The sequence below is a fragment of the Alkanindiges illinoisensis genome (genome assembly GCF_004377485.1).
GTDB classification, from domain to species: Bacteria; Pseudomonadota; Gammaproteobacteria; order Pseudomonadales; family Moraxellaceae; genus Alkanindiges; species Alkanindiges illinoisensis_A.
This window is the reverse complement of the sequence record NZ_SNTY01000014.1, coordinates 69,379-90,067: the sequence shown is the minus strand read 5'-3', so window position 1 is coordinate 90,067 and position 20,689 is coordinate 69,379. Positions and strand designations below refer to the sequence as shown.

General features: G+C 47.4%; 18 protein-coding genes and 2 pseudogenes. 11 read left to right on the top strand and 9 right to left on the bottom strand.

The window, feature by feature from the left end; translation table 11 throughout:
• Positions 1-71: 71 nt before the first annotated feature.
• The 7 genes and pseudogenes from E2B99_RS04370 to E2B99_RS04345 form a co-directional block, all read right to left on the bottom strand.
• On the bottom strand, positions 72-515 hold the full coding sequence (locus E2B99_RS04370) for a hypothetical protein (protein WP_134243751.1): 444 nt from the start codon (positions 513-515) through the stop codon (positions 72-74).
• A gap of 166 nt (positions 516-681) precedes the next feature.
• On the bottom strand, positions 682-1,215 hold the full coding sequence (locus tag E2B99_RS04365) for a hypothetical protein (RefSeq protein ID WP_134243750.1): 534 nt from the start codon (positions 1,213-1,215) through the stop codon (positions 682-684).
• Between the two features lie 139 nt (positions 1,216-1,354).
• On the bottom strand, positions 1,355-2,380 hold the full coding sequence (gene rtcA, locus E2B99_RS04360; protein WP_134243749.1) for an RNA 3'-terminal phosphate cyclase: 1,026 nt from the start codon (positions 2,378-2,380) through the stop codon (positions 1,355-1,357).
• A 289-nt stretch (positions 2,381-2,669) separates the two neighbouring features.
• Positions 2,670-3,125, bottom strand: coding sequence for a DIP1984 family protein (locus tag E2B99_RS04355; protein ID WP_134243748.1), 456 nt, complete (start codon positions 3,123-3,125; stop codon positions 2,670-2,672).
• Between the two features lie 168 nt (positions 3,126-3,293).
• Positions 3,294-3,650, bottom strand: a complete 357-nt coding sequence (locus E2B99_RS04350) for a GIY-YIG nuclease family protein (protein WP_134243747.1) — start codon at positions 3,648-3,650, stop codon at positions 3,294-3,296.
• A gap of 21 nt (positions 3,651-3,671) precedes the next feature.
• A pseudogene (locus tag E2B99_RS15065) lies at positions 3,672-3,740 on the bottom strand (hypothetical protein); the annotation flags it as partial.
• A gap of 132 nt (positions 3,741-3,872) precedes the next feature.
• A complete protein-coding gene (locus E2B99_RS04345) occupies positions 3,873-5,045 on the bottom strand; it encodes an RtcB family protein (RefSeq protein ID WP_240687737.1) in 1,173 nt (390 codons plus the stop codon).
• A gap of 458 nt (positions 5,046-5,503) precedes the next feature.
• Between E2B99_RS04345 and E2B99_RS04340 the strand changes: the two genes are divergently transcribed.
• Positions 5,504-5,824, top strand: a complete 321-nt coding sequence (locus tag E2B99_RS04340) for a hypothetical protein (RefSeq protein ID WP_134243745.1) — start codon at positions 5,504-5,506, stop codon at positions 5,822-5,824.
• A gap of 13 nt (positions 5,825-5,837) precedes the next feature.
• Here the strand turns inward: E2B99_RS04340 and E2B99_RS04335 are convergent, their stop codons facing one another.
• A complete protein-coding gene (locus E2B99_RS04335) occupies positions 5,838-6,821 on the bottom strand; it encodes a ribonuclease Z (protein WP_134243868.1) in 984 nt (327 codons plus the stop codon).
• 198 nt (positions 6,822-7,019) lie between these two features.
• On the opposite strand from E2B99_RS04335, the gene rtcR reads away from it, so the two are divergent.
• Positions 7,020-8,663: an RNA repair transcriptional activator RtcR gene (gene rtcR, locus E2B99_RS04330; protein ID WP_134243744.1), complete on the top strand. Its 1,644-nt coding sequence runs from the start codon at positions 7,020-7,022 to the stop codon at positions 8,661-8,663.
• On the opposite strand, the gene E2B99_RS04325 is transcribed toward rtcR, so the two are convergent.
• Positions 8,648-10,333 (bottom strand): phosphate--AMP phosphotransferase, encoded by a 1,686-nt coding sequence (locus tag E2B99_RS04325; protein ID WP_240687731.1) that lies wholly within the window; start codon positions 10,331-10,333, stop codon positions 8,648-8,650. The genes rtcR and E2B99_RS04325 overlap by 16 nt on opposite strands.
• Before the next feature lie 75 nt (positions 10,334-10,408).
• Here E2B99_RS04325 and E2B99_RS04320 point away from each other — a divergent pair, with 75 nt between their 5' ends.
• The 9 genes and pseudogenes from E2B99_RS04320 to E2B99_RS04280 all read left to right on the top strand — a co-directional run bounded on the left by E2B99_RS04320 (position 10,409) and on the right by E2B99_RS04280 (position 20,539).
• Positions 10,409-11,131: an FFLEELY motif protein gene (locus tag E2B99_RS04320; protein ID WP_134243743.1), complete on the top strand. Its 723-nt coding sequence runs from the start codon at positions 10,409-10,411 to the stop codon at positions 11,129-11,131.
• An 88-nt stretch (positions 11,132-11,219) separates the two neighbouring features.
• Positions 11,220-11,924: an FFLEELY motif protein gene (locus tag E2B99_RS04315; RefSeq protein ID WP_134243742.1), complete on the top strand. Its 705-nt coding sequence runs from the start codon at positions 11,220-11,222 to the stop codon at positions 11,922-11,924.
• Positions 11,925-12,181: 257 nt separating this feature from the next.
• Positions 12,182-13,126: a bifunctional demethylmenaquinone methyltransferase/2-methoxy-6-polyprenyl-1,4-benzoquinol methylase UbiE gene (gene ubiE, locus E2B99_RS04310; RefSeq protein WP_134243741.1), complete on the top strand. Its 945-nt coding sequence runs from the start codon at positions 12,182-12,184 to the stop codon at positions 13,124-13,126.
• A gap of 226 nt (positions 13,127-13,352) precedes the next feature.
• Positions 13,353-14,156: a ubiquinone biosynthesis accessory factor UbiJ gene (locus E2B99_RS04305; protein WP_240687730.1), complete on the top strand. Its 804-nt coding sequence runs from the start codon at positions 13,353-13,355 to the stop codon at positions 14,154-14,156.
• Between the two features lie 20 nt (positions 14,157-14,176).
• Positions 14,177-15,796: an ABC1 kinase family protein gene (locus E2B99_RS04300; protein WP_134243740.1), complete on the top strand. Its 1,620-nt coding sequence runs from the start codon at positions 14,177-14,179 to the stop codon at positions 15,794-15,796.
• A 66-nt stretch (positions 15,797-15,862) separates the two neighbouring features.
• Positions 15,863-16,471, top strand: a complete 609-nt coding sequence (locus tag E2B99_RS04295) for a LysE family translocator (protein ID WP_134243739.1) — start codon at positions 15,863-15,865, stop codon at positions 16,469-16,471.
• Positions 16,472-16,607: 136 nt separating this feature from the next.
• Positions 16,608-17,339, top strand: coding sequence for a TraX family protein (locus tag E2B99_RS04290; RefSeq protein WP_134243738.1), 732 nt, complete (start codon positions 16,608-16,610; stop codon positions 17,337-17,339).
• Between the two features lie 68 nt (positions 17,340-17,407).
• Positions 17,408-18,577, top strand: a pseudogene (locus E2B99_RS04285) (patatin-like phospholipase family protein).
• Between the two features lie 201 nt (positions 18,578-18,778).
• Entirely contained in the window at positions 18,779-20,539 is a 1,761-nt protein-coding gene (locus tag E2B99_RS04280) for a hypothetical protein (protein WP_134243737.1), read from the top strand.
• The last annotated feature ends 150 nt before the right edge of the window (positions 20,540-20,689 follow it).

Here is a 20,689-nt window from a genome sequence, read left to right as displayed (position 1 = left end):
ATAGCTCAATGGCTGATCAGCTTTAATCCAACTCCAAGCTGGTCAGCTTGCTATTTTTTTATTTATCATGTTTAAAAACAATGATTAATTAACGCTTTTGGCGTTTCCTGCTGGATTAAAAACGCACAATATTGCTTTGCCTCATCATCGGATAATCCCCAAAATACCCATACCCCGGTTTCAGCGGCTATCGTATTTTTTATATGTAAAAAGTGTGCTCCACTAAACTGTTTATTGAGCATGCGCTTATACTGTTCATCCACATAATAGCTGCACTCGTAGTTTGTATCTTTAACAGATGGGCACAGATCATTCGGCCCGCAAATAAAATAGCTTGGTGCAGGCAATGCTTTTTGCTTGCTTAATGCCTGATCACACTGGGTCATATTATTATATTCAAAAACAGCCTTAAAATTAAAATGTCGATTATCACCCGTAAAGCCTTTTGAGAACTTTAAATAGACTTTTTGCCCTGAAGGTTGCTCTGGCTTAAGAGCAAGTTCAGGAACCATCATGTCAATTTTTTCTTCCTGCATAGCTGGTTGTGAGGAAAAATCGTCCCGAAACCAGATAAAGCAGAACACCACGCCAAATAGCGCAAATAGAAAATATTTCATTGTTTAAAAGAACTTATTGAAATAAATTAAAAACAAGGCTTTGAATTGATCATCCCAGTAATTCTTAAATACAGGCCATTTCAATCTGCTCCGGCACACGTTGCTTGGTCATATGGGTACAAAAATCATCAGCTTCACTGCTGCTTAAGCCCCAAAATACCAGTACACCGCGCTCTTTCGGGTTCTGAGCATTTTGTAAATGCACATAGCGTGTAGATGCTGGTTTTTTATTCAGCATATCCTTATAGTTTGCTTCTACAAAGGTGCTGCAGGATGACAGCTTAACGGACTGACAGCTTAGCTCACTATTGCAGCGTTGCTGATAGTTACCTATTAAAGAAGAACTTTTCTGCTGCTCATTAAAGCAGTGTTCAGCATCAACCGACTCAAACACACCTTTTAAGGTAATTTCCCTGCCCTGGCCCTGCATCTTAACCTGAACAGTGCTATAAACCGGCGAATGATCCTGCATGGCAGCGTGCGCTGCGGCCAGCTTGGCACGGTGCTGCTCGTTGGATATGCTGGTATAAAGCCACGTACCGCCCACAATAAACACCAGTGCAGCCACCAGTGCCACCAGCAGATGATTTACGTTCATGTATTCCCCAAAACTTTCTTGCTGTAGTTTTTTTGATCTACAGTTTTTATGGCAAGATTTTTATCACAAAATTTCTTTATTCAATCGATTATGATTGCGCTAAAAATATAGCATGAATTATCTTTTTAGCGCTTTAGATTTAATGACGAGTAGTCACAGTAATCAGGTCTGTGCCATCTATTGTGGTCGCGAATTTAATCTCACAATCCAGAAATTTTTGAATCATGGCAGCTTGCGTGCGGGTATGCTCGCTGATGCACTGTGCGGTAAATGTGCCACCCTTGCCCAAGGCCAGCGGTAATAACAACTGATCCGCCAAATGCTCATCCACGACCGCATGACTTTTCAGGTAATTTTTCACCCCGCGCGCGAGATCATGTGCAACCCGTTCAGCACTTTTGCGCATCTCGCCCAGTGCAGTAAATAGCTGGCAATGCTGCTCAGTGTGTACAGCAACATACGCCGTGTTGCCCTGACTGATGCCTTTTAAATAAACCTGCTGGCTGTGACTAAGCGACAACTGGTCTTGCAGCACGGCCAGTTCGCGTTTGGCAATATCATCGGTTAAATTGAGCACACCGGCATAGGCCTTAATTGCCTCTACTTCACCACGCTTGATTAAATCCAGGCTTTGCCGGTTTTGCCAGGGCTGGATGGTGGCAGTGACCTTGCCGCCACCAATTGGAAAAAATCCGGCTTGCTCTACTTCAAACTCAACGTTAATGCCAATTTTGGAAATTGTCGGTAAAAAGCATTGCTGGATAAAATCTGCTGTGGGTGCCATGGGATTGTGCGTGCCCCCCTGAATACTAATCCGGCTGGGCTTATCCTGAAGCAACAGGGCAGGCAGCAGGGTTTGCAACACCAGCATGGTGCTGCCTGCCGTGCCAATATTAAAGTCATAATGCCCGGCCTGAATGGCTTGCGGAAAAAATTCAAGCTGTTGGCTATGTAGTTCATCGCCCTGCACGCTGGCATTGCTAATGCGCTGGGCCGCCTGTACACACACCAGATGCTGACGCATTAAGCCGGGCTTTTTGCGCCCAGCGCGGATATTGGCCAGCCGAAAAGGCTTACCAGTAATCATGGACAGCGATAGTGCAGTACGCAAAATCTGGCCGCCCCCTTCCCCTTGTGAACCATCAATATCGATGATTGTTGTCATTGGTTTTCTCTAATTACTTTGATTTATAACTTTTAAATAAAAGAACATACTGTCAGTGCATGGTAGTGCCGGGTAACAAGTGACTTTGCGGGTTAGGCAAAGGCTTAAGTCGTGCATGGTGCTGAGCTTGCCATGTACAAAGTTGTGCACGAGCTCACCGCGCGCCATAGCCCTCTGATATTTGTTCAACCCCTCAGACGGGAATTACGGGGGTCTTGCACTCGCCCAGTATGTTCTAAACGGTATTGCGCATCATCATGGCAATGCGCAAAATTCTTTAAATAATGGGTTAAATCACATCAATCTGCCAGTTGGCGGCCTGAATGCGAATATTTAAATCACGCAGTTTGGCGCTAATATCATCAGCCTGTTTTTGCAGGCTAGCGACTGGTATCACTTTTTGCCATTTGATTTCACGCGCGCTATAGCGATCCGGCTCACGGTGTGTACTGGCAATGGCCCCGGTGATAATTTTATGCCGCTCTGCCAGTTCATCACGCTGCATCAACAGTTCCAGCAGCAGGCGTCCATCGCTCAGTTTTGCCTGCGCATTGGTACGGTGAATCTGCAAAATCAGCCCTTGAGTTTCATGCGTTAAGGCAAATACCTGCTGCATCAGCTCATTCGGGTCTTCTGCTGGGCTATCACCTTCCTGCACTAACACATTGGCGTTGATACGCTGTTTCAGTGATGCCAGCTTTTTTTGCTGGTCGCTGCGCAGTAATAATGCTTCTGCGAGTTTCATTTTAGTTTTCCTCAAATATTCTGCAATGCGTTGCTAACTAAGCTTGTTAGGCGCTGGCTGAACTTATCGTTCGACACGTCCCCTACCCCTGTCGAAGGGTGGCTCCTAAGCTTGTGGTTCGGCAGGCTCACCAACCACCGAAGGACACCAACCATTGAGAGGCAGTGCTTAAACTTGTGTTGATTCAGGAGTTGAGCATGCGGAACCGATGGCTAAGCATGCGGAACCGGTGGCTGAGCTTGTCGAAGCCCTAGACGCCGAAAGCTCTGGCAACTTCTCAAATTCATGATTGATAAGTGCTTCCTTCTTTTGCCGTCGCCACTTTTGCACCTGCTTCTCTCGTGCAAATGCCGCATCAATCCGCTCAAATTCCTCACAATACACTAAGGTTACTGGCAAATGCTTCTTGGTATGATTTGACCCTTCACCCAGTTGATGCTGATAAAGGCGAGCTTCCAGATTTGTCGTACTGCCCACATAGTAACTATCATCAGCACATCTCAGTATGTACATATAAGCGTTCATAGATTGAATTCGGCATTTTTATTAGTAAGTTAAACAATAGTGTGTTGTCCGGCCTTCGACAAGCTCAGGCACCGGACCACCACAAACCGGGCACTACCCTTCGGCAAGTTCAGAGAGCGGACTGGCGTCCTTCGATAGTTAGTGTCCTTCGGTGGTTGGTGAGCCTGCCGAACCACAAACTCAGAAACCAACTTTCAGTAGCCTTAAGGAAGTGTCGAACCATCAACCCTTCACACACACCACCTGCCGCAAGGTATAGACCACCTCTACCAGATCGCTTTGTGCCTTCATCACATCCTCAATCGGTTTATAAGCCGATGGAATTTCATCAATCACTGCTGTGTCCTTTCGGCACTCCACGCCTTCGGTTTGCGCAATCTGATCCTGCACGGTAAAGCGTTTTTTGGCTTCAGTACGGCTCATCAGTCGGCCAGCGCCATGCGAGCAGGAACAAAACGATTCCTGATTACCAAGACCGCGAACAATAAACGACTTGGCGCCCATCGAACCCGGAATAATCCCGTATTCACCCAATCGCGCACGCACCGCGCCCTTACGGGTTACCAGCACTTCTTCACCATAGTGGGTTTCGCGGTCCACATAATTATGGTGACAATTCACCGCTTCCACCTTGGCATTAAACGGTTTTGGAATAATGGTGGCCAGTGCCTTAATGGCAGATTCCATCATCAGTTCCCGGTTTTTCAGGGCAAAACGCTGCGCCCAGCCCACGGCAAACCAGTAATCATCAAAATGCTCGGTACCTTCCACCAGATAGGCTAGGTCTTTATCGGGCAGGTTGATAAAGTGCTTTTGCATGTCTTTACGCGCCAGCTCAATGAAATGGCTACCAATGGCATTTCCCACACCGCGCGAACCGGAGTGCAGCATAATCCACACACCCTGATATTCATCCAGACATACTTCCACAAAATGGTTTCCGGTTCCCAGCGTTCCCAGATGCTTACGGTTATTGGTGTTTTTCAGGCGTGGGTGCTTGGCACAAATCAGCTCAAAATCCGCCGCCAGCTCACGCCATGCCTGATCCACCCGGTCTGGTGCATTTTCCCATGATCCCCGGTCACGACCACGATTTTTTGGGCTCATCCCGTGCGGAATCAAACGCTCCAGTTCTGTCCGTAGCGCATGCAGGTTATCTGGCAAATCAGATGCAGTCAGGCTGGTTTTTACTGCCATCATCCCGCAACCAATATCCACGCCCACCGCTGCTGGAATAATGGCACCCTTGGTTGGAATGACACTTCCAATGGTGGCTCCAATCCCCACATGCACATCCGGCATCACTGCCATCCATTTATAAATAAACGGCATTTGTGCAGTTTTTAGCAATTGATCCTTGGACTTTTCATCCACGTTCACACCTTGCGTCCACATTTTTACCGGAACGGTTTTTTCAGTTTGGATCACGTTATAGGCCCGGGAAGCAGCGTGCGGTTGCGCTGACAACCCTACGGAAGACTGGGCTGAATGATTAATGGATGACTCAATGGCTGTGTTCATGGTCTTACCCTATTTTAAAATAAATGCTGGTTATTAATGGCCTAGCAGGAATTTTCTATGCTGCTAGCAATTTCTAATGTATATATTGCACAGCCTATGCCAGCTTTAATTTTTCTTTTAAACTAAAAATAAAATCATTTAAAATCAAATAAATAATTTATAAAAAAATTTAGGTTTTAAAAAATGTTAACTTAAATTTCTTGAAATTATAGAATTAAATCTATGAATGTATCTTTTAATCTATAATTTATTTTACTGGCTTTGCTACTAAAAGCTGCCAAGTTAAAGCACAAGAAAAATTCAATGATTCCTATAAATTTGAGATCATTTCTATGGTTTTTATCCGTTATCTACTGGCAATAATTTTATTCATTACAGGCATCTTTTGTGTCATCCGGTTTTTTAGTGATGACTGGAACTGGATTTTTCTACTGGCCTTTGCAGTTTGCATTATATTGGCTTACTGGATTAAACCTGCTACTTCACGACGACAGCGCACTCAGCGACGCAACAGTAATACGAAGCGCAATCACGACTGGCTAGACCTCATTGACCTACCCCTTGAATTTTTATTTCAGGTGATTAGCTGGCCTTTTCGCCTGCTGGGCAAACTGTTAAAGCATCTGGATATTGATTTTTCGCCGGATCTTTAGCGCTTGGTATTGGTTACGCTTTTTTCTGTTCTGCTGATTCGGCAACTTCTTGCAATACACCCGTGTCACTCAGGCGATAGCGTTTAAAATCGTCAGCTAAAAATACTGTGCTGCGATAATGGTCTTTCACTTCCTGTAAAATTTTTGCCTGCTCCGCTTCGCCATGATGGCGCGGACTAAAATGCGTGAGCACCAGATTGGGAAAGCTTACCAATCCGGCAAATTCCGCCACCAGTTTTGCCGAGCTGTGCATTGGCCCCGGCCCAACCTTGTCCAGCACTGCCTGCAAATAGGTGGCTTCATGTACTAGCACATCGGCATTCTGGCAGGCCTGCGTTAGCACATCGGGTTGCGCGTTATCGCCAGCAATCACTGCTTTAACCTGCGTGGTCTGGTTTTGCACAAAATCATGGCTATGCAGAATTTGTCCGTTAAATTCTACATCCTGCCCATGCTGCAAAGCTTTCCAGTCACGTCCAGCAGGTAGGCCCAGTTGTTGCAACGCCGTGGTATTTAACTTGCGACGATGGTGCTGTACGGTAAAGGCATAGGCATAACATTCCACCCGATGTACCAGCGCATAAGCCTGTACCCAGATCCCGTCCATCAATTCAACTGGTTGTTCCAGCAGGCTACGGCTGTCACGCAAAATTACCTCATAAGACAAATGCAGGTCGGTCAGCTTAACGGTGGCACTAAACCAGTCCAGCACGTGTTGTGGGGCAATCAGAATTAAGGGCTCGGTGTGCTTGCCCATGCTGGCACTGGCCAGCAAGCCCGGCAGGCCATAGCAATGGTCGCCATGCGCATGGGTAATACACACCACTGCCATGTCGTGCGGTGACAGGCCGGTATGCTGCAAGCGATGCTGGGTGGCTTCGCCAGCGTCAATCAGAAACCATTTTTTGCTTAAAGACGTTTGTAGCGCTAGACCAGACACATTGCGGGTTTTGGTCGGCACGCCGGAAGAGGTTCCCAAAAAGGTAAACGTGAGCATATCGGTCATGGCAGTGCATCCCAAAATAGACATCGCAAAATAGCGCAAAAACTGGGGGCATTTTAGCGGGTTTATCACTGGCGTGGGGCAATGCTTGTCAGCGTGGTGGTTACGCCTGAATAAAAAGCAGGCTGCGCATGTTTATTGGCTGGTTTTATCGCTAGAATTCAGCCAACACCTCACTATTACCAGACTGGAATGACGCACAAAAAAACCGTGGTGATTGGCTTTGTCGGCGCAACGCTGGATCAGGGCAAAAAGGATGATCGCTGGCAGCGCTGGCGGCCAACCATGAGTTTGCTCATGCATGATGACCTAGTGATTGATGAACTTGTACTGCTGCATGATCGCCAGCACCGCAATCTGGTGAATTTTTTAAGCGAGGATATGGCGCAGCTTTCACCGCAGACACAGGTGACTGGCGCCAAGGTGAGTGTGCGTGATCCGTGGGATTTTGCCGATGTTTATGGCGCGCTGTATGACTTTGTCAAAAACTATCACTTTGATACTGAAAACTATGAGTATTTGCTGCATATCACCACAGGCACGCATGTGGCGCAAATTTGCTGGTATTTACTGATTGAAGCCGGTTATTTGCCAGCCAAGCTGATTCAAAGCTCGCCCAATGAATATAAAACTGCACAGGGCCAGTACCGCATTATTGATCTGGATTTATCCAAATATGATGCCTTAAACCAGCGCTTTGAAAATGAGCAAAATGCCAACTGGCAGCAGCTCAAAGCCAATATTGCCACACACAATGCCGCCTTTAACCAGCTCATTGAACAGGTAGAACGGGTGGCCACCCGCTCCAGTGCACCGATTTTAATTATGGGTGCCACGGGCGTGGGCAAATCGCATCTGGCCAAGCAGATTTACCAGCTAAAAAAAGAAAAATTTCATTTAAATGGCCGTTTTGTCGATGTCAATTGTGCCACCCTGCGCGGCGATAGTGCAATGTCAGCGTTGTTTGGTCATGTTAAAGGCGCATTTACCGGGGCAGCCAGCGCACGGCAGGGATTACTGAAAAGTGCCGATGGAGGCATTTTGTTTTTGGATGAAATTGGCGAACTCGGTGCCGATGAACAGGCCATGCTGCTCAAGGCATTGGAAGATAAAATCTTTTTTCCCGTCGGCAGTGACAAGGAAATTCAGGCCGATTTCCAGCTCATTGCAGGCACCAATTGCGATTTGCGCCAAGAAGTTAAAGCAGGACGTTTTCGTGAAGATTTATGGGCGCGCCTAAATACCTGGACATTCTTTTTGCCTGCGCTTAAAGACCGTAGCGAGGATATTGCACCCAATGTGCAGTTTGAACTGCAACGCTTTGCCAACCTGCACCAGCGCCAGTTACGCTTTAACCGCGACGCACTGGATGCCTATTTGCAATTTGCAAAATCGGAACAAGCCATCTGGCAAGGCAATTTCCGGGATTTAACTGCCAGTGTCACCCGTATGGCAACGCTGGCCAATAGCTCCCGTATTAGCCTGCCTGATGTTACGCAGGAAATTGAGCGGCTTAAACAACTGTGGAAAACTGATGTAACAGACCCTGCACTTGGGGACAATGCATTGTGGAAAAACCAGAAGTTATCCACAGATGCGACCCTTTTAGCCCAATTCTTAAGCAACGAACAACTTATGCAAATTGATGAATTTGATAAAATTCAACTGCTTGGCGTGATTCAGGTTTGCCAAAACAGCAAAACCATGGCTGAAGCCGGACGCCAGCTGTTTGCGGTATCACGCGAGCAGCGCAGCACCACCAACGACAGCGACCGGGTTAAAAAGTATCTGGCGCGCTTTGGTTTAAGCTGGGAACTCCTTCATTCTTCCAGCTGATGAGCTATCAATGTCTGGCTAGCGTTTGCCGGATCAGGCTGCTGAATAGCTGGCCTTGGTTTCCGAGGTGATTTGCCTACTGTTTTTAACCTTGCCTCAAGCTGATCTGCCATATGGCGCAATACTTCAATGCGTGCGGTTTTTTTATCATTGGTGGCAATGATACGCCACGGCGCGTGTTCGGTATGGGTACGGCTGAGCATATCGGCTGCGGCTTCCAGATATTGCTGCCATTTTTTGCGGTTGCGCCAATCTTCATCAGTAATTTTATATTGCTTGTGCGGATTCTCCTCACGGGCCTGAAAGCGCTTGAGCTGTTCTTTTTCACTAATGCCCAACCAGAATTTAATCACCAGAATTCCGCGATCACTGAGCTGTTGCTCAAAGTGATTGATTTCATCATAAGCGCGCTGCCACTCAGCGTTACTGGCAAAACTTTCTATCCGTTCAACCAGCACGCGGCCATACCAGGAGCGATCAAAAATAGTCATGCCGCCCGGTCTAGGCAGGCGTGTCCAGAAGCGCCATAAGTACGGATGGCGTTTTTCGAAAGAATCCGGCGCGGCAATGCTATGAATTTCATACTCGCGCGGGTCCAGGGGCGCGACTATCCGCTTGATCGCACCGCCCTTACCTGCTGCATCCATCCCTTCAAACACAATCACCACGGATGAATGCCGCATATACTGGCGTAGCAATTGCGCCGCCTGCTGCTGGAGTTGTGCCAGCTCCACGTTATATTGCTGTTTTTCCAGCTTGTCGGTTGCAGGTTTTAATAACACGGTGGGAATACTGGCTTGTTGCCAATTTGGCTGAGCCTGTTGCAACGGCAGGTTCGTATTCAGGCTCGTATTTAGGCCATCCAAAACCAAATGGCCAAACTCCAGATCGCGCTGCTGAGCGTTTTCACCCTGAATAATGAACCAGTCCTCGGTAAACTGTTTGCGCAGGCGCTGAATCTTGCGGTACTGGGTTTGGTCGCGCCAGTCCAGTCCATGCAGTTGCTGCCATTGCCGGGCACTGGCATCCAGCTTATTTAGGCGCTGTTGCAGGCAATTCCATGAAATATCAAACCAGCACTTGATTACAGTCACGCCATTGGCCGCCAGATCCTGCTCAAACTCACGCATTTGCAGCACAGCCTGCTGAAACTGACGCATATTAAAACGGCTTTCATGCAGCCCACTGTACAGCAGGTCGCCATACCAGTTACCAAACAGCACGGCAATTTGCCCGCATGCGGGAATGGCATCTGCATAATCCTGCCAGAACGGCTGGTTACTGGCCAAAGGTTTGGACAAGCTGGCCTTGACCTTTAGATAACGCGGGTCCATCCATTCCCGTAACTGGATGACAGCTTCGCCTTTGCCAGCCAGCTCAATACCGCCCACCAGAATCAGCAGGCTTTTGCCGGGTTGAGGTTGCTTAACATTCTGACTACTGGCGCGTAACTGCAACTGGGCTTTTAACAAGGCCAGATTTAATGCATCCGGCTCAATGTGCGTGAGTGCAGGTACAGCCGGTTTGCTGCTGGTTGATTGCGACTGGTCTAATTTTTCTGGCGCTTTGTAATGATCCACTGTTGGCTTATGAATTGCTGGCTTGCGTACTGTCCGTCTCTGAACAGCCTGTTTTTGACCAGCGGGCGACATGGGCGTTTTTTCTGGCATGGCTTTATCCTTTTTTTACATTAAAATGCTAAAAGTTGAGTATGCTGGCATTATGTCGTTTTCTTTACTGGTTTTATGTCAGCTATTGTCACTTTATCCAAGCAGTTTGAACAATTTACACAGCTTGCATTTTATAATCAGCCTGTGCTGGCGCAACAATTAGATGCTGTGCAGCAGTGGCAAAAGCAGCGTATGCAACGCATGCATCAGCCTTTATTCAGTCAGCTTCAATATCAGCGTCTTGCCAGTTTTTTATTAGATCGCCTCTATAATATGCATGACTTGAATGAGTTAGCAAAGCAACTGGAAAAAGCACTAAAAGAAAAAATCAAGCTGGACCGCTTTTTGCCTGAAGGTGTGCTTAGCGCTGCTATTTCTGCATTCCGGCTGGCTTACCTGACCTTAAAACTGGATGAACAAGTTGCTCAATATCTGCTCGATCAAGGCATCACTATCGTTGATGATAACAGCGTCCATCACGCCATGCTGGCACTGCAACAATATAATGCCCGCTTAAAGCAACTGGTATTGTTGCGGCAATTGAGTCAGGCCTTGCAACATTATGGTCATAGTTTTTTCACCCAAAGCGCTTTCCGGCTGGCGCGGCGCACGGCTTACCGGCGTGAATTCAACTTTTTGTATGATTATCTGGTCGATGCATTTGCAGCTATTCGAAGTACTGATCACAGTAACATTTTTTTTGAGCAGTTTATTACGGGTGAAACGCAGGTATTGCAGCGTATTTATCAAGGACACCCCATGCCTTTTGGCCAAAATTGTCAGTTTGCACAGGCTTGATGCACAATTTTGGCACGTCCGGATGATTCCGTGCTTATAAAAATCGGTTATGCTTCGCCACCAGGTTATTTTAATGTCATGATTTTTTATGTCCAAGTTTGATGCACTGCAACAGCAACTCGAAGTTTTTCATGCAATGGATTTTCATCAGGACCCGATACTGGCCAAGCGTTTGAATGATGTACAAACCTGGCAAAAAGAACGCATGAAAAAAACTCACCATGATTTTTTTGCAGTGCCAGAACACCATTTAATGACCCAGTATTTTTTAAACCGCCTGTATGGTGGCCCCGATTTTGATGTACTGGCTTCGCAGATTGCCCGGCTAATCAATAATGCTGGCATGGTTGAAAAAATTATTCCGGACTCCGCCATCCGCACCGGTTTTTCCGGGGTAGAACTGGCTGTATTGGCCATCCGGCTGGATCAGGGCCTAGCCGTTGAACTGCTCAACACCTACGCGCCCACCATGCCCCTCAATGATGACATCATGCGCCGCGCCTACCTTAAGCTGGATCAGCGCGAACCCCGCTTGCGCCAAATGGCACTGCTGGATGAGCTGGGCATCAGTCTGGATAAATACGTACGCTCGCGCATGGTCAAAACGGCCTTTAAGATGGCAAAAGGACTGGCCTATAAATACAAGGTGGGTCCCATGTATGATTTTGTGGAAGAAGGCTTTGAAGCCATGAAGCCACTTCAATCAGCACAGGATTTTGTGAATACCTTTACTGCCAAGGAACGTGAAATTATTGCCAAGGTTCATGCAGGTGACCCCTATCCATTTGCCTGAACGCATGGCAATCACTGGTAGCCATCTCAGCCTTTACCATGCAACAGGCGCTCTGGATGATCAACGCCGGATGATTAAAGTGGGCAATGTGATGATGTCGAGCCCTGCTTAAATTATGAAACCTGTTCACTTTAGTCATTAAATTAATGTATTTTTTTGCAGTTTAGGCCAGCAACACAATCTAAAATCTGGCATGATCGGCAGCATTGTTTATGTTTGTTTTACCGCATTTACCAGCTTATTAGGGAGTTTCACCCATGTCTGACAGCAACAATAGCACCCATAATAACCTTAATAATCCCAATAACAACAACCCTGCCGCGCAAAATACACCGGCGCAAAACCCGCAAGACAGCACTAATGCCGCCAATGCCAACTCTCCTTTTTTAAGCCAGCCCTTACCGCAAGGCACTCCACAAGGTCAGCAGCAAAGCCTGCCCAAGGGTGCTGACCACCGCAATCTGGGATCAACTACCCATTTTGGCTACAAGACCGTGGATGTGGAAGAAAAGCAGCAGAAGGTGGCTGAGGTGTTCCATTCAGTTGCAGCCAAATACGACCTGATGAATGATTTGATGTCATTCGGGATTCATCGCTTGTGGAAGCGCTTTGCCATCAATCTGTCCGGTGTACGCCGTGGTCAGCAGGTGCTGGACATTGCAGGTGGTACAGGCGATCTGGCGCTGGCCTTTAGTCGCGAAGTGGGGCCACAGGGTCATGTAGTGTTGTCTGATATCAATGAATCCATGCTCAATGTGGGCCGTGACCGCCTGATTGACAAAGGCTGTACCAATGTGGATTTTGTACTGGCCAATGCCGAAACGCTTGAACCGTTTAATGATGAAAGCTTTGATCTGGTGACCATTAGTTTTGGCCTGCGCAATGTGACCGACAAAGACGCTGCGCTGCGTGCCATGCATCGGGTACTCAAGCCGGGTGGCCGCTTGCTGATTCTGGAATTTTCCAAGCCAGTATTTGAGCCATTATCACGCCTGTATGACCTATATTCTTTTACCGCACTGCCAGTCATGGGCAAACTGGTAGCCAATGATTCTGAAAGCTATCGTTATCTGGCCGAATCCATCCGTATGCACCCTGACCAGCGCACCTTAAAGCAAATGATGGAAAATGCAGGCTTCCAGAGCTGCGATTATCACAACATGACTGGTGGTATTGTGGCGCTGCATCGCGGCTTTAAATAATAGCTATGGATAGCCTGAGTGTAAATCTTGCGGCATTTATGCCGCAGGTGCTCAAGGGTAAAAAATACAACCTGTGATGAAGAATTGCGCCGTACCATGGCTCACGCTAATTCCTCTCCTTAACAACCCTTAAGAACCTTAAGACACCATCATGCTCATTCATTTCTTTAAAGCCTTAATATGCCCTCAATGCATCCCAGGCTGACCTTGTTTTAAGGAAATCATCATGCTTGCTGTACTTGCACTTGGCACCGTAGAAACCCTGTTTAACCAGTGGATTGACCTTGATGCAGCCACCCGCCAGCAACTTAACGGATTGGCTGGTAAACTGCTGCGCGTGGTGATTGATTCGCCGCAACTGTCGATAGATGTCTGGTTTGATCAGGACAAGGTCCGGCTAAACCCCACAGCACTGGGCATGCCCGAGCGTAAAACCAGTATTTTTGAACAACGGCCCTATGATCCGGTGCATGCTCTTGTACAGTGTCCATTACGGGCCCCAGAACAGGCCTCCACCACACTGCATGTGGCCAATCTGGTTGAACTAGGCAAATTAATGAGTGCTCAGGCAGGTGCAACCGGCAATATTCCGCTGCAAGGTGACATGAGTTTGTTGCAACAGTTGCAACATATTCTGGCACAGGCGCAGCCTGATCTGGCCAGCCGCTTAAGTCCGTGGATTGGTGCAATTCCTGCCGGACAGCTGGGTAATGCCATCAGCCAGACCCGTCAGGTGTTTAGCCGCATGGCATCCAGTGTGGCCAGCCATGGCAGTGAAGCAATTATAGAAGACAGCCAGTTGTTTGTAGCCCGCTGGCAAATGGACCAGTTTAAAAACAATGTTCGTAATTTGCGTCAGGATATTGAACGTGCCCAAGCCAAACTTCAGCAGCTGCAACGAAAAGTTGATCAACAATTGCAAGCTAAGCTGGATATGCCAGCAAAGCCTGAACAGGCCACTACACCATCCGCCGCATCGCTATCCTTAGCGCAGCAAACCCGGCAACAGCAAGAACAGCAGCAACAGTAAAAACTTTAGGACGACAGCCAATGATTCCGCATTTTTCCCGCTTGCTTGAACTCTGGCGACTGGCCGCGCATCATCGGCTGGATACCCTGATCCCGGAGGAAGAACTTCCGGCCAAGGCACGTCCACTGGTTCAGCTCATCAAGCTACACCCGGCGGCATGGACCAGCCGGGCCAGCAAGGATCCGTTGCGCCTGAAACATGCGCTGGAAGAAATGGGCCCCCTGTTTGTCAAGCTGGGGCAATTGCTGTCTACCCGCCGCGACCTAATTCCACCTGAACTATTAATTCAACTGGTACAACTTCAGGATCGGGTCACGCCATTTGCCACCGATATTGCCCGGCAGCAGGTCGAAACATCGCTCAATGCCAAGATTGAAACCCTGTTTGCCCGCTTTGATGATGCGCCGCTGGCTGCTGCTTCAATTGCACAAGTGCATACAGCAGCCTTGCATGATGGCCGTGAAGTGATTGTTAAAATTGTCCGCCCGGCCATTCGTCCGCAAATTATCAAGGATTTTGAAATCCTCAACTGGCTGGGTCACTGGTTGGAAGCACGCCTTGAAGCTGCGCGTGCCCTGCATCTGGTGCAGGTGATCAGTGACTATCGACAGGTGATTTTAAATGAGCTGGATTTAAGTCTGGAAGCCGCCAACACCATGCAGATGCGCCATAATTTTATGGGGTCCAGCATGATGTATGTGCCGGAAGTCTACACGGCCACTAAGGATGTGATGGTGGCCGAGCGCATTAGCGGTGTGCCGGTTTCCGATATTGAAACCTTTGAACGGCTGGGCATGGATCGTGCACAGCTGGGCGAAAAAGGCCTAACCATCTTTTTTACTCAGGTGTTTCGCGACAACTTTTTCCACGCTGACATGCATCCGGGTAACGTGTTTGTTGAAACGCTCAACCCGCAAAATCCACGCTTTATTGCGCTGGACTGCGCCATTGTGGGCGAGTTGTCCAAAAGCGACCAGATGACGGTGGCACGCCTGCTGCTGGCAGTGATGAACAACAACTTTGAGCAACTCATTCAGATTGTGCATCAGGCAGGCTGGATTCCGGCAGGTACGGATCAAAATACCCTGGCACGTGAAATGCGCCGCACTGTCGGTCCCATGATTTCCAAGCCCATGGACCAACTGGATTTTGCCGGTATTTTGGTGCAGGTGATGGATATTGCCCGTCGCCATCATCTGGAAATTCCGCCGCAACTCATGCTACTGCTCAAAACACTGGTGCATGTGGAAGGGCTGGGACGCGACCTGTATCCACAACTGGATATCTGGAAACTGGCCAAGCCGATTTTAACCGAGTGGGTCAAGCAAAATGTTAACCCCATGAATAGCCTTAAGGAACTGGGCCAGCAAATTCCTGACATGCTGATGGGCGCAACGGATTTGCCCGCCTTGCTGATTGATAGTCTGCATAACCTGCGCCAGCAAGGGGCATGGCAGGACCGCCAGTGGCGTGAGCTACAGCAAATGCGCCTGGACATCCAGCAAACCCGCCGCCGTGACTGGATTGCCGCCAGCGGTTTTTTAACCTTGCTGGTAACGGCTACCCAATTACCCTGGCCAGTGGCCGTGATACTCCTGATTTTGGCGGGTGTTGTGGTGCTATGGCGTTTGATTGCCTGATTCATATCATTTCTATTTTTCGCTGAATCTCAACAGGCTCATTTTTACCCCTGTTGATTGAGTATCATGTTGAGCCTATTTACGCTTGAAACCTTAACTGGCTTAGTCTTATTTGCGTTGGTTAGTTCTATTACTCCCGGCCCGAATAATATTATGCTGCTGAGTTCTGGCGTTAATTTTGGCTTTAAGCGAACGATTCCCCATATGCTGGGCATTTGTGCCGGTTTTTTTATCCTATGCATGGCCACTGGGCTTGGCATTGCTGCCGTTTTACAACAATACCCAACCTTGCATCTTGTGCTTAAAATCATTTCGGCACTCTATCTGGTGTATCTGGCTATTCAGATTGCCCGCAGTCAACCCGTAGATAGCCATGAAGTGGCAACCCATCGCCCCCTAACCTTTTTGCAAGCTGCCCTGTTTCAGTGGGTTAACCCCAAAGCCTGGATGATGGCGCTATCAGCCATGATTATCTATAGCAGCACACTGCATCCGGTTGCCAGTATGTGGTGGATTTCGATTGTGTTTGCCCTCATTAACCTGCCCTGTATTGCCTGCTGGGCTTTGTTTGGGGTACTACTAAAGCAGGTCCTGAACCGCCCAGCCTATCTAAAATGGTTTAATATCAGTATGGGAATTTTACTGATTGCGAGCATTTATCCCATTTTAAAATAAGCTGCTCATTGATGAGTTGCCAATCAGCTTTGATAAACGGGATCACAGCCAGTATTTTAATGGTCATGCTTTTTGCTATAAAAGCTTTAATAACCCTGTTTAGATTTTATTGGATTTTCTATAGATTGAATTTTGCATGCAACAACGCGCTAAGGCTCAGGATCTGGTGAAATGGATTGCCATGCTCAGCATGGTAATTGATCATTTGCGCTTTATTTTTCCCAGCATGGATGCCTTTATCATTATTGGCCGGTTTGCTTTTCCATTATTTTGTCTGGCCATGGCTGCCAATATACGGCGTCTGCCTGTCAACACACCTGTCTTCTACCACTTTCCCTATCTGGTACGTCTGAGCGTTTTTGCGGTTATCTCGGAATTGCCCTATCGGTTGTTGCGGCCTGATGCAGACACCCTCAATATTTTACCGACCCTGCTGCTGGGTTTACTGATTTGCTTGAGCCTACAGTATCAATCAAGGGCGGGCGTGTTATCAGCAATCAGCTTCTCCTGTATAGCAATCCTGCTTAACCCGTGGCTCATGTATGGTGCCTTGGGGGCCTTGCTGCCTGCTGTGTGTTTAGCAGGTTTGATATATGGCCGGAGTTTTGTGATGTTGGCCATGCTGCTTAGTGCGCTATGCAATATGTCCCTGCCCACACTAGATATGCTGCTCAGGTTATCGGACGCGCACTTTAATCTGCAAGATGGATTACTGCTGGTGAGTGCAGCAATCGCGCCAGCGTTGGGTACCCTATTATTACAACAAAAAATCAGCTTTAATATTTTTCCAGTAACAACTTGGGGTTACTGGTTTTATCCGGTACACCTGCTCACTCTCTATTTCATAAAATTAATATTTATCATTTAGTTAATTTTAAAATTAATGAATAGTTTAATATAACAGAAGCAGTCTTAAATTAAGGTTGTGCCTAATCAATGCTTTTTGCACAATACCTGCTTGCTCATCTGCTAGCCGAAACTGTTTTTGCGTATATCCATCATAAAACTTCTGCACTTACCATTCGTGCGGGACATGAAGCCTTCACCCATATTCGCCAGAATGGTTTACAGCCACAGGATATTGACATTATTCCCGGGGCGGCAGGTGGCCCTAAAGGTATTGGGCTATGTGGACTGGATCAGGCGATTTTTGCAGATTTTCTGTTGCGTGCGCCTGTTTATGGCAATAGCAAGCGCACTTGCTTTGGCGCGTCTATTGGCAGTTGGCGCTTTGCGGCCATTGCTGCACACGGTGGTAAGGAAGGAGCAAAACGGTTGGCCGAGCTTTACACCAACATGTAGTTTTCCAAAAAAGATAAAGTCCCGGAAGTCACCCAACGCTGCCACGAGATGTTGCAACAACTGATTGATGACAACATGGAAAACCTGATCAATCATCCGTGGATGCAACTGGTGATTGTGGTGGTAAAAAGTCGGCATATTTTTGCCAGTGACCATGTCATTCCGCTTGGACTTGCATTAGCCGGGGTATTTGGCAGCAACATGCTGTCCAGACGTGCCAACCGTCTGTTCATGCAGCGTGGTTTTGCGTATGCCCATCCACAGCACAATCCGCTGCCGCTCAATGACAATCAGGAATTTTTTACCCATCACCTCCCCCTTAATGCCGATAATGCTATGCATTTGCTGATGGCTTCTGCGGCCATTCCTGCCGTGATGAGTGCGGTAACAGATATCCCACTGGCGCCTAAAGACAGTTACCGTGACGGTGGGCTACTGGACTATCATCTGGACTTGCCTTATCAACCCAAACGTCTGGTGCTTTATCCACATTTTACCGACAGGATTATTCCCGGCTGGTTTGATAAAAGTTTAAGCTGGCGCAAGGCAAATGCCCAGAATCATCAGCGTACTGTGCTGCTTTCCCCATCTCCTGAATATTTGGCCTCTCTACCACTGGGCAGGCTACCGGACCGTAGTGATTTTGCCCGTTTTGCCACTAACGATAGTGAACGTAAAAAGTACTGGCAGCAGCCTGTGGCAGAAAGCCAGCGCCTGGGAGATGAATTTCTGGAATTAATTGAAAAAGGCAACATTAACGAGAAAATGGTTGTATTTTCACCAGCCAGCATGAAGCAGTTTTAAGTTTATTTAATAATATTTACAAGAAGGATTGAACTAATAAAGGAGAAATATCCTTTTTTCATTGCTCAGGCACTGGTTTTTTGCTATAAGAAATTCATTTTAAGTCTACGACAACAGTTATTTTTCTGGAAAAAACCTTTATTAATGGTTGAATTATCAGTTTAATAACCCTCCATTTTTTGCCAAAGGAAGAATAAGCAAATGAATATTATCTTTAAAACCACATTTACAACACTCACTATTGCAGTGGCCACTGCCTTGCTCGCAGGTTGCGGTGGTAGCAGCAATGATAGTTTGCCACCCTCTAACCAGCCTGTCGCACAGGGTAAAGCCGTTGACTTTTATCTGGATGGTGCAACGGTTACATTTGATAATTGCCCAAACTCTCCTTCCGTTAAAACTGACAAGGTCGGTAGCTTTACATATCCGGCAGCTTGCAACAATATTTCAACTGCGCTAACCGTAACTGGCGGTGTCGATATTGGTACTGGACTGCCATTTGAAGGCGTGTTGAAAACGCCACGTGCAGTACCAGGTGCATTAAACATTGCTTCACCGTTGACCACGCTGATTGCAGCATCAGGAGGTAATGCTTCTGATCTGGCAGCTAAACTGGGCCTGTCCGGCACCAATTTATTAACCACTGATCCAATGGGCAATGCAGCGCTACTTAAACAAACCGTGGTAGTACAGCAGTTTGCTGACCAGATTCAAAAAACCCTGTTGCAGTTAAGCGCCAGTAGCAATGGTACTATGACTGCAGCTCAGGCTGCAGCGGCGGCGGCAGCTGCATTATCTGCCAGCATTACCACATCAACCGGTACTGTTGACTTAAGCAGTCCAGCCCTTGCGGAAAGCGCGGTAGCTGGTGCGGTACAAAAAGCTGCCGAAGCCAATCCTTCCAGCTTGCCGTTTACAGGTAATGAATTACGTCAATTAGCTACAAATACTGCAGCTGTTGCAGCGGCAACCATTGCTGACAAAGTAGCAGACGTTAATAAACTCACTTATGTGGCAATTCCAAATGCCACTGCTGACAGTATCAAGGCAACATTAGGGTCTCAACTGGCAGCTATTCAGGAAACGGCTACTTCACCTGCAGCCAGCAACCTGATTCGCCCACTGGCTGACGCTCTCACAGCGCCTGGCGTAGACGTTAATGCATTGCGTGCTCTGGGTAATGCGGTCATCAACAACCCGAATGGTATTGCAACAGCACTTGTAGCAGTCAATAACTCTTTGCCAGAAGAAAACAGAATCCCAGCAACCGTGGTAGCAGACCTACAGCAAGCTGAGCTGTATAGAAATTATCTGCAACTTGATAGCATCAGCTTAAATGGTGGCACAGCTTATAATATTGGTGAGATTGAACGTTCTGTTAGCTCAGGCAATGAATTATCCGTAAATGGTCCTCTTAATAATGTTCAAGTTAAATTGAATAAAGTTGGTTCGCCATTTCAGGATAACTTCTCAGAAGCTCGCATTGGCTTAAGCTATACCATTGGCACCAATCAGCTAGACCTGATTGTTAATAATGTATCGCTGACTTTTAATAATAATGGCGCTTTAACTGCTGCAGCCGTTCCATTAAATGCAAGCTATTCATTCCGTTTAAGTGGTGCATTAAATGTGACAGGAACCACTGTAGCCAATAAAGCAGCTGATCCATTGGCAGTAAGCAATGGTGCTGTAAGCCTGCCGATTGATACTTTCCTGAACAAAGTAGCTTCTGCTTCTGGTGCCACTGCTGCCCAGATTGCCAACTATCGTCCAACTTCTGGCAAGGTGGTTAGCCTTAAAGTGGCGCTGGGTAAAACCCTGAACACTACTGTACGTGTAGGTACAGGGACTGGCGAAGCTGCCAAGGCTGCCCGTAGTATCAGCATTAACGTTGACAACTCTATCAGCAATCCGATTGTACTCAATGGTCAGGGTGTTGACGCTGTAATCAATGTTAAATAATACGCTGCAAGACTAGTACTATTTACTTTTAGAGTTACCTTCGGGTAACTCTATTTGTTTGGGTCATCGGTTTGCACCAATTTTTCAAATTTTGATCCAAGCCTTATTCTGAATTTGGCTTGATGCGCACTGGGTTATGCTTATAGATGC

Coding starts and splice junctions, on each gene's coding strand:
- E2B99_RS04370 (WP_134243751.1), bottom strand. CDS start 515: ATGATGGTTCCTGAACTTGCTCTTAAGCCAGAGCAACCTTCAGGGCAA.
- E2B99_RS04365 (WP_134243750.1), bottom strand. CDS start 1,215: ATGAACGTAAATCATCTGCTGGTGGCACTGGTGGCTGCACTGGTGTTT.
- rtcA (WP_134243749.1), bottom strand. CDS start 2,380: ATGACAACAATCATCGATATTGATGGTTCACAAGGGGAAGGGGGCGGC.
- E2B99_RS04355 (WP_134243748.1), bottom strand. CDS start 3,125: ATGAAACTCGCAGAAGCATTATTACTGCGCAGCGACCAGCAAAAAAAG.
- E2B99_RS04350 (WP_134243747.1), bottom strand. CDS start 3,650: ATGAACGCTTATATGTACATACTGAGATGTGCTGATGATAGTTACTAT.
- E2B99_RS04345 (WP_240687737.1), bottom strand. CDS start 5,045: ATGTGGACGCAAGGTGTGAACGTGGATGAAAAGTCCAAGGATCAATTG.
- E2B99_RS04340 (WP_134243745.1), top strand. CDS start 5,504: ATGGTTTTTATCCGTTATCTACTGGCAATAATTTTATTCATTACAGGC.
- E2B99_RS04335 (WP_134243868.1), bottom strand. CDS start 6,821: ATGCTCACGTTTACCTTTTTGGGAACCTCTTCCGGCGTGCCGACCAAA.
- rtcR (WP_134243744.1), top strand. CDS start 7,020: ATGACGCACAAAAAAACCGTGGTGATTGGCTTTGTCGGCGCAACGCTG.
- E2B99_RS04325 (WP_240687731.1), bottom strand. CDS start 10,333: ATGCCAGAAAAAACGCCCATGTCGCCCGCTGGTCAAAAACAGGCTGTT.
- E2B99_RS04320 (WP_134243743.1), top strand. CDS start 10,409: ATGTCAGCTATTGTCACTTTATCCAAGCAGTTTGAACAATTTACACAG.
- E2B99_RS04315 (WP_134243742.1), top strand. CDS start 11,220: ATGTCCAAGTTTGATGCACTGCAACAGCAACTCGAAGTTTTTCATGCA.
- ubiE (WP_134243741.1), top strand. CDS start 12,182: ATGTCTGACAGCAACAATAGCACCCATAATAACCTTAATAATCCCAAT.
- E2B99_RS04305 (WP_240687730.1), top strand. CDS start 13,353: ATGCTTGCTGTACTTGCACTTGGCACCGTAGAAACCCTGTTTAACCAG.
- E2B99_RS04300 (WP_134243740.1), top strand. CDS start 14,177: ATGATTCCGCATTTTTCCCGCTTGCTTGAACTCTGGCGACTGGCCGCG.
- E2B99_RS04295 (WP_134243739.1), top strand. CDS start 15,863: ATGTTGAGCCTATTTACGCTTGAAACCTTAACTGGCTTAGTCTTATTT.
- E2B99_RS04290 (WP_134243738.1), top strand. CDS start 16,608: ATGCAACAACGCGCTAAGGCTCAGGATCTGGTGAAATGGATTGCCATG.
- E2B99_RS04280 (WP_134243737.1), top strand. CDS start 18,779: ATGAATATTATCTTTAAAACCACATTTACAACACTCACTATTGCAGTG.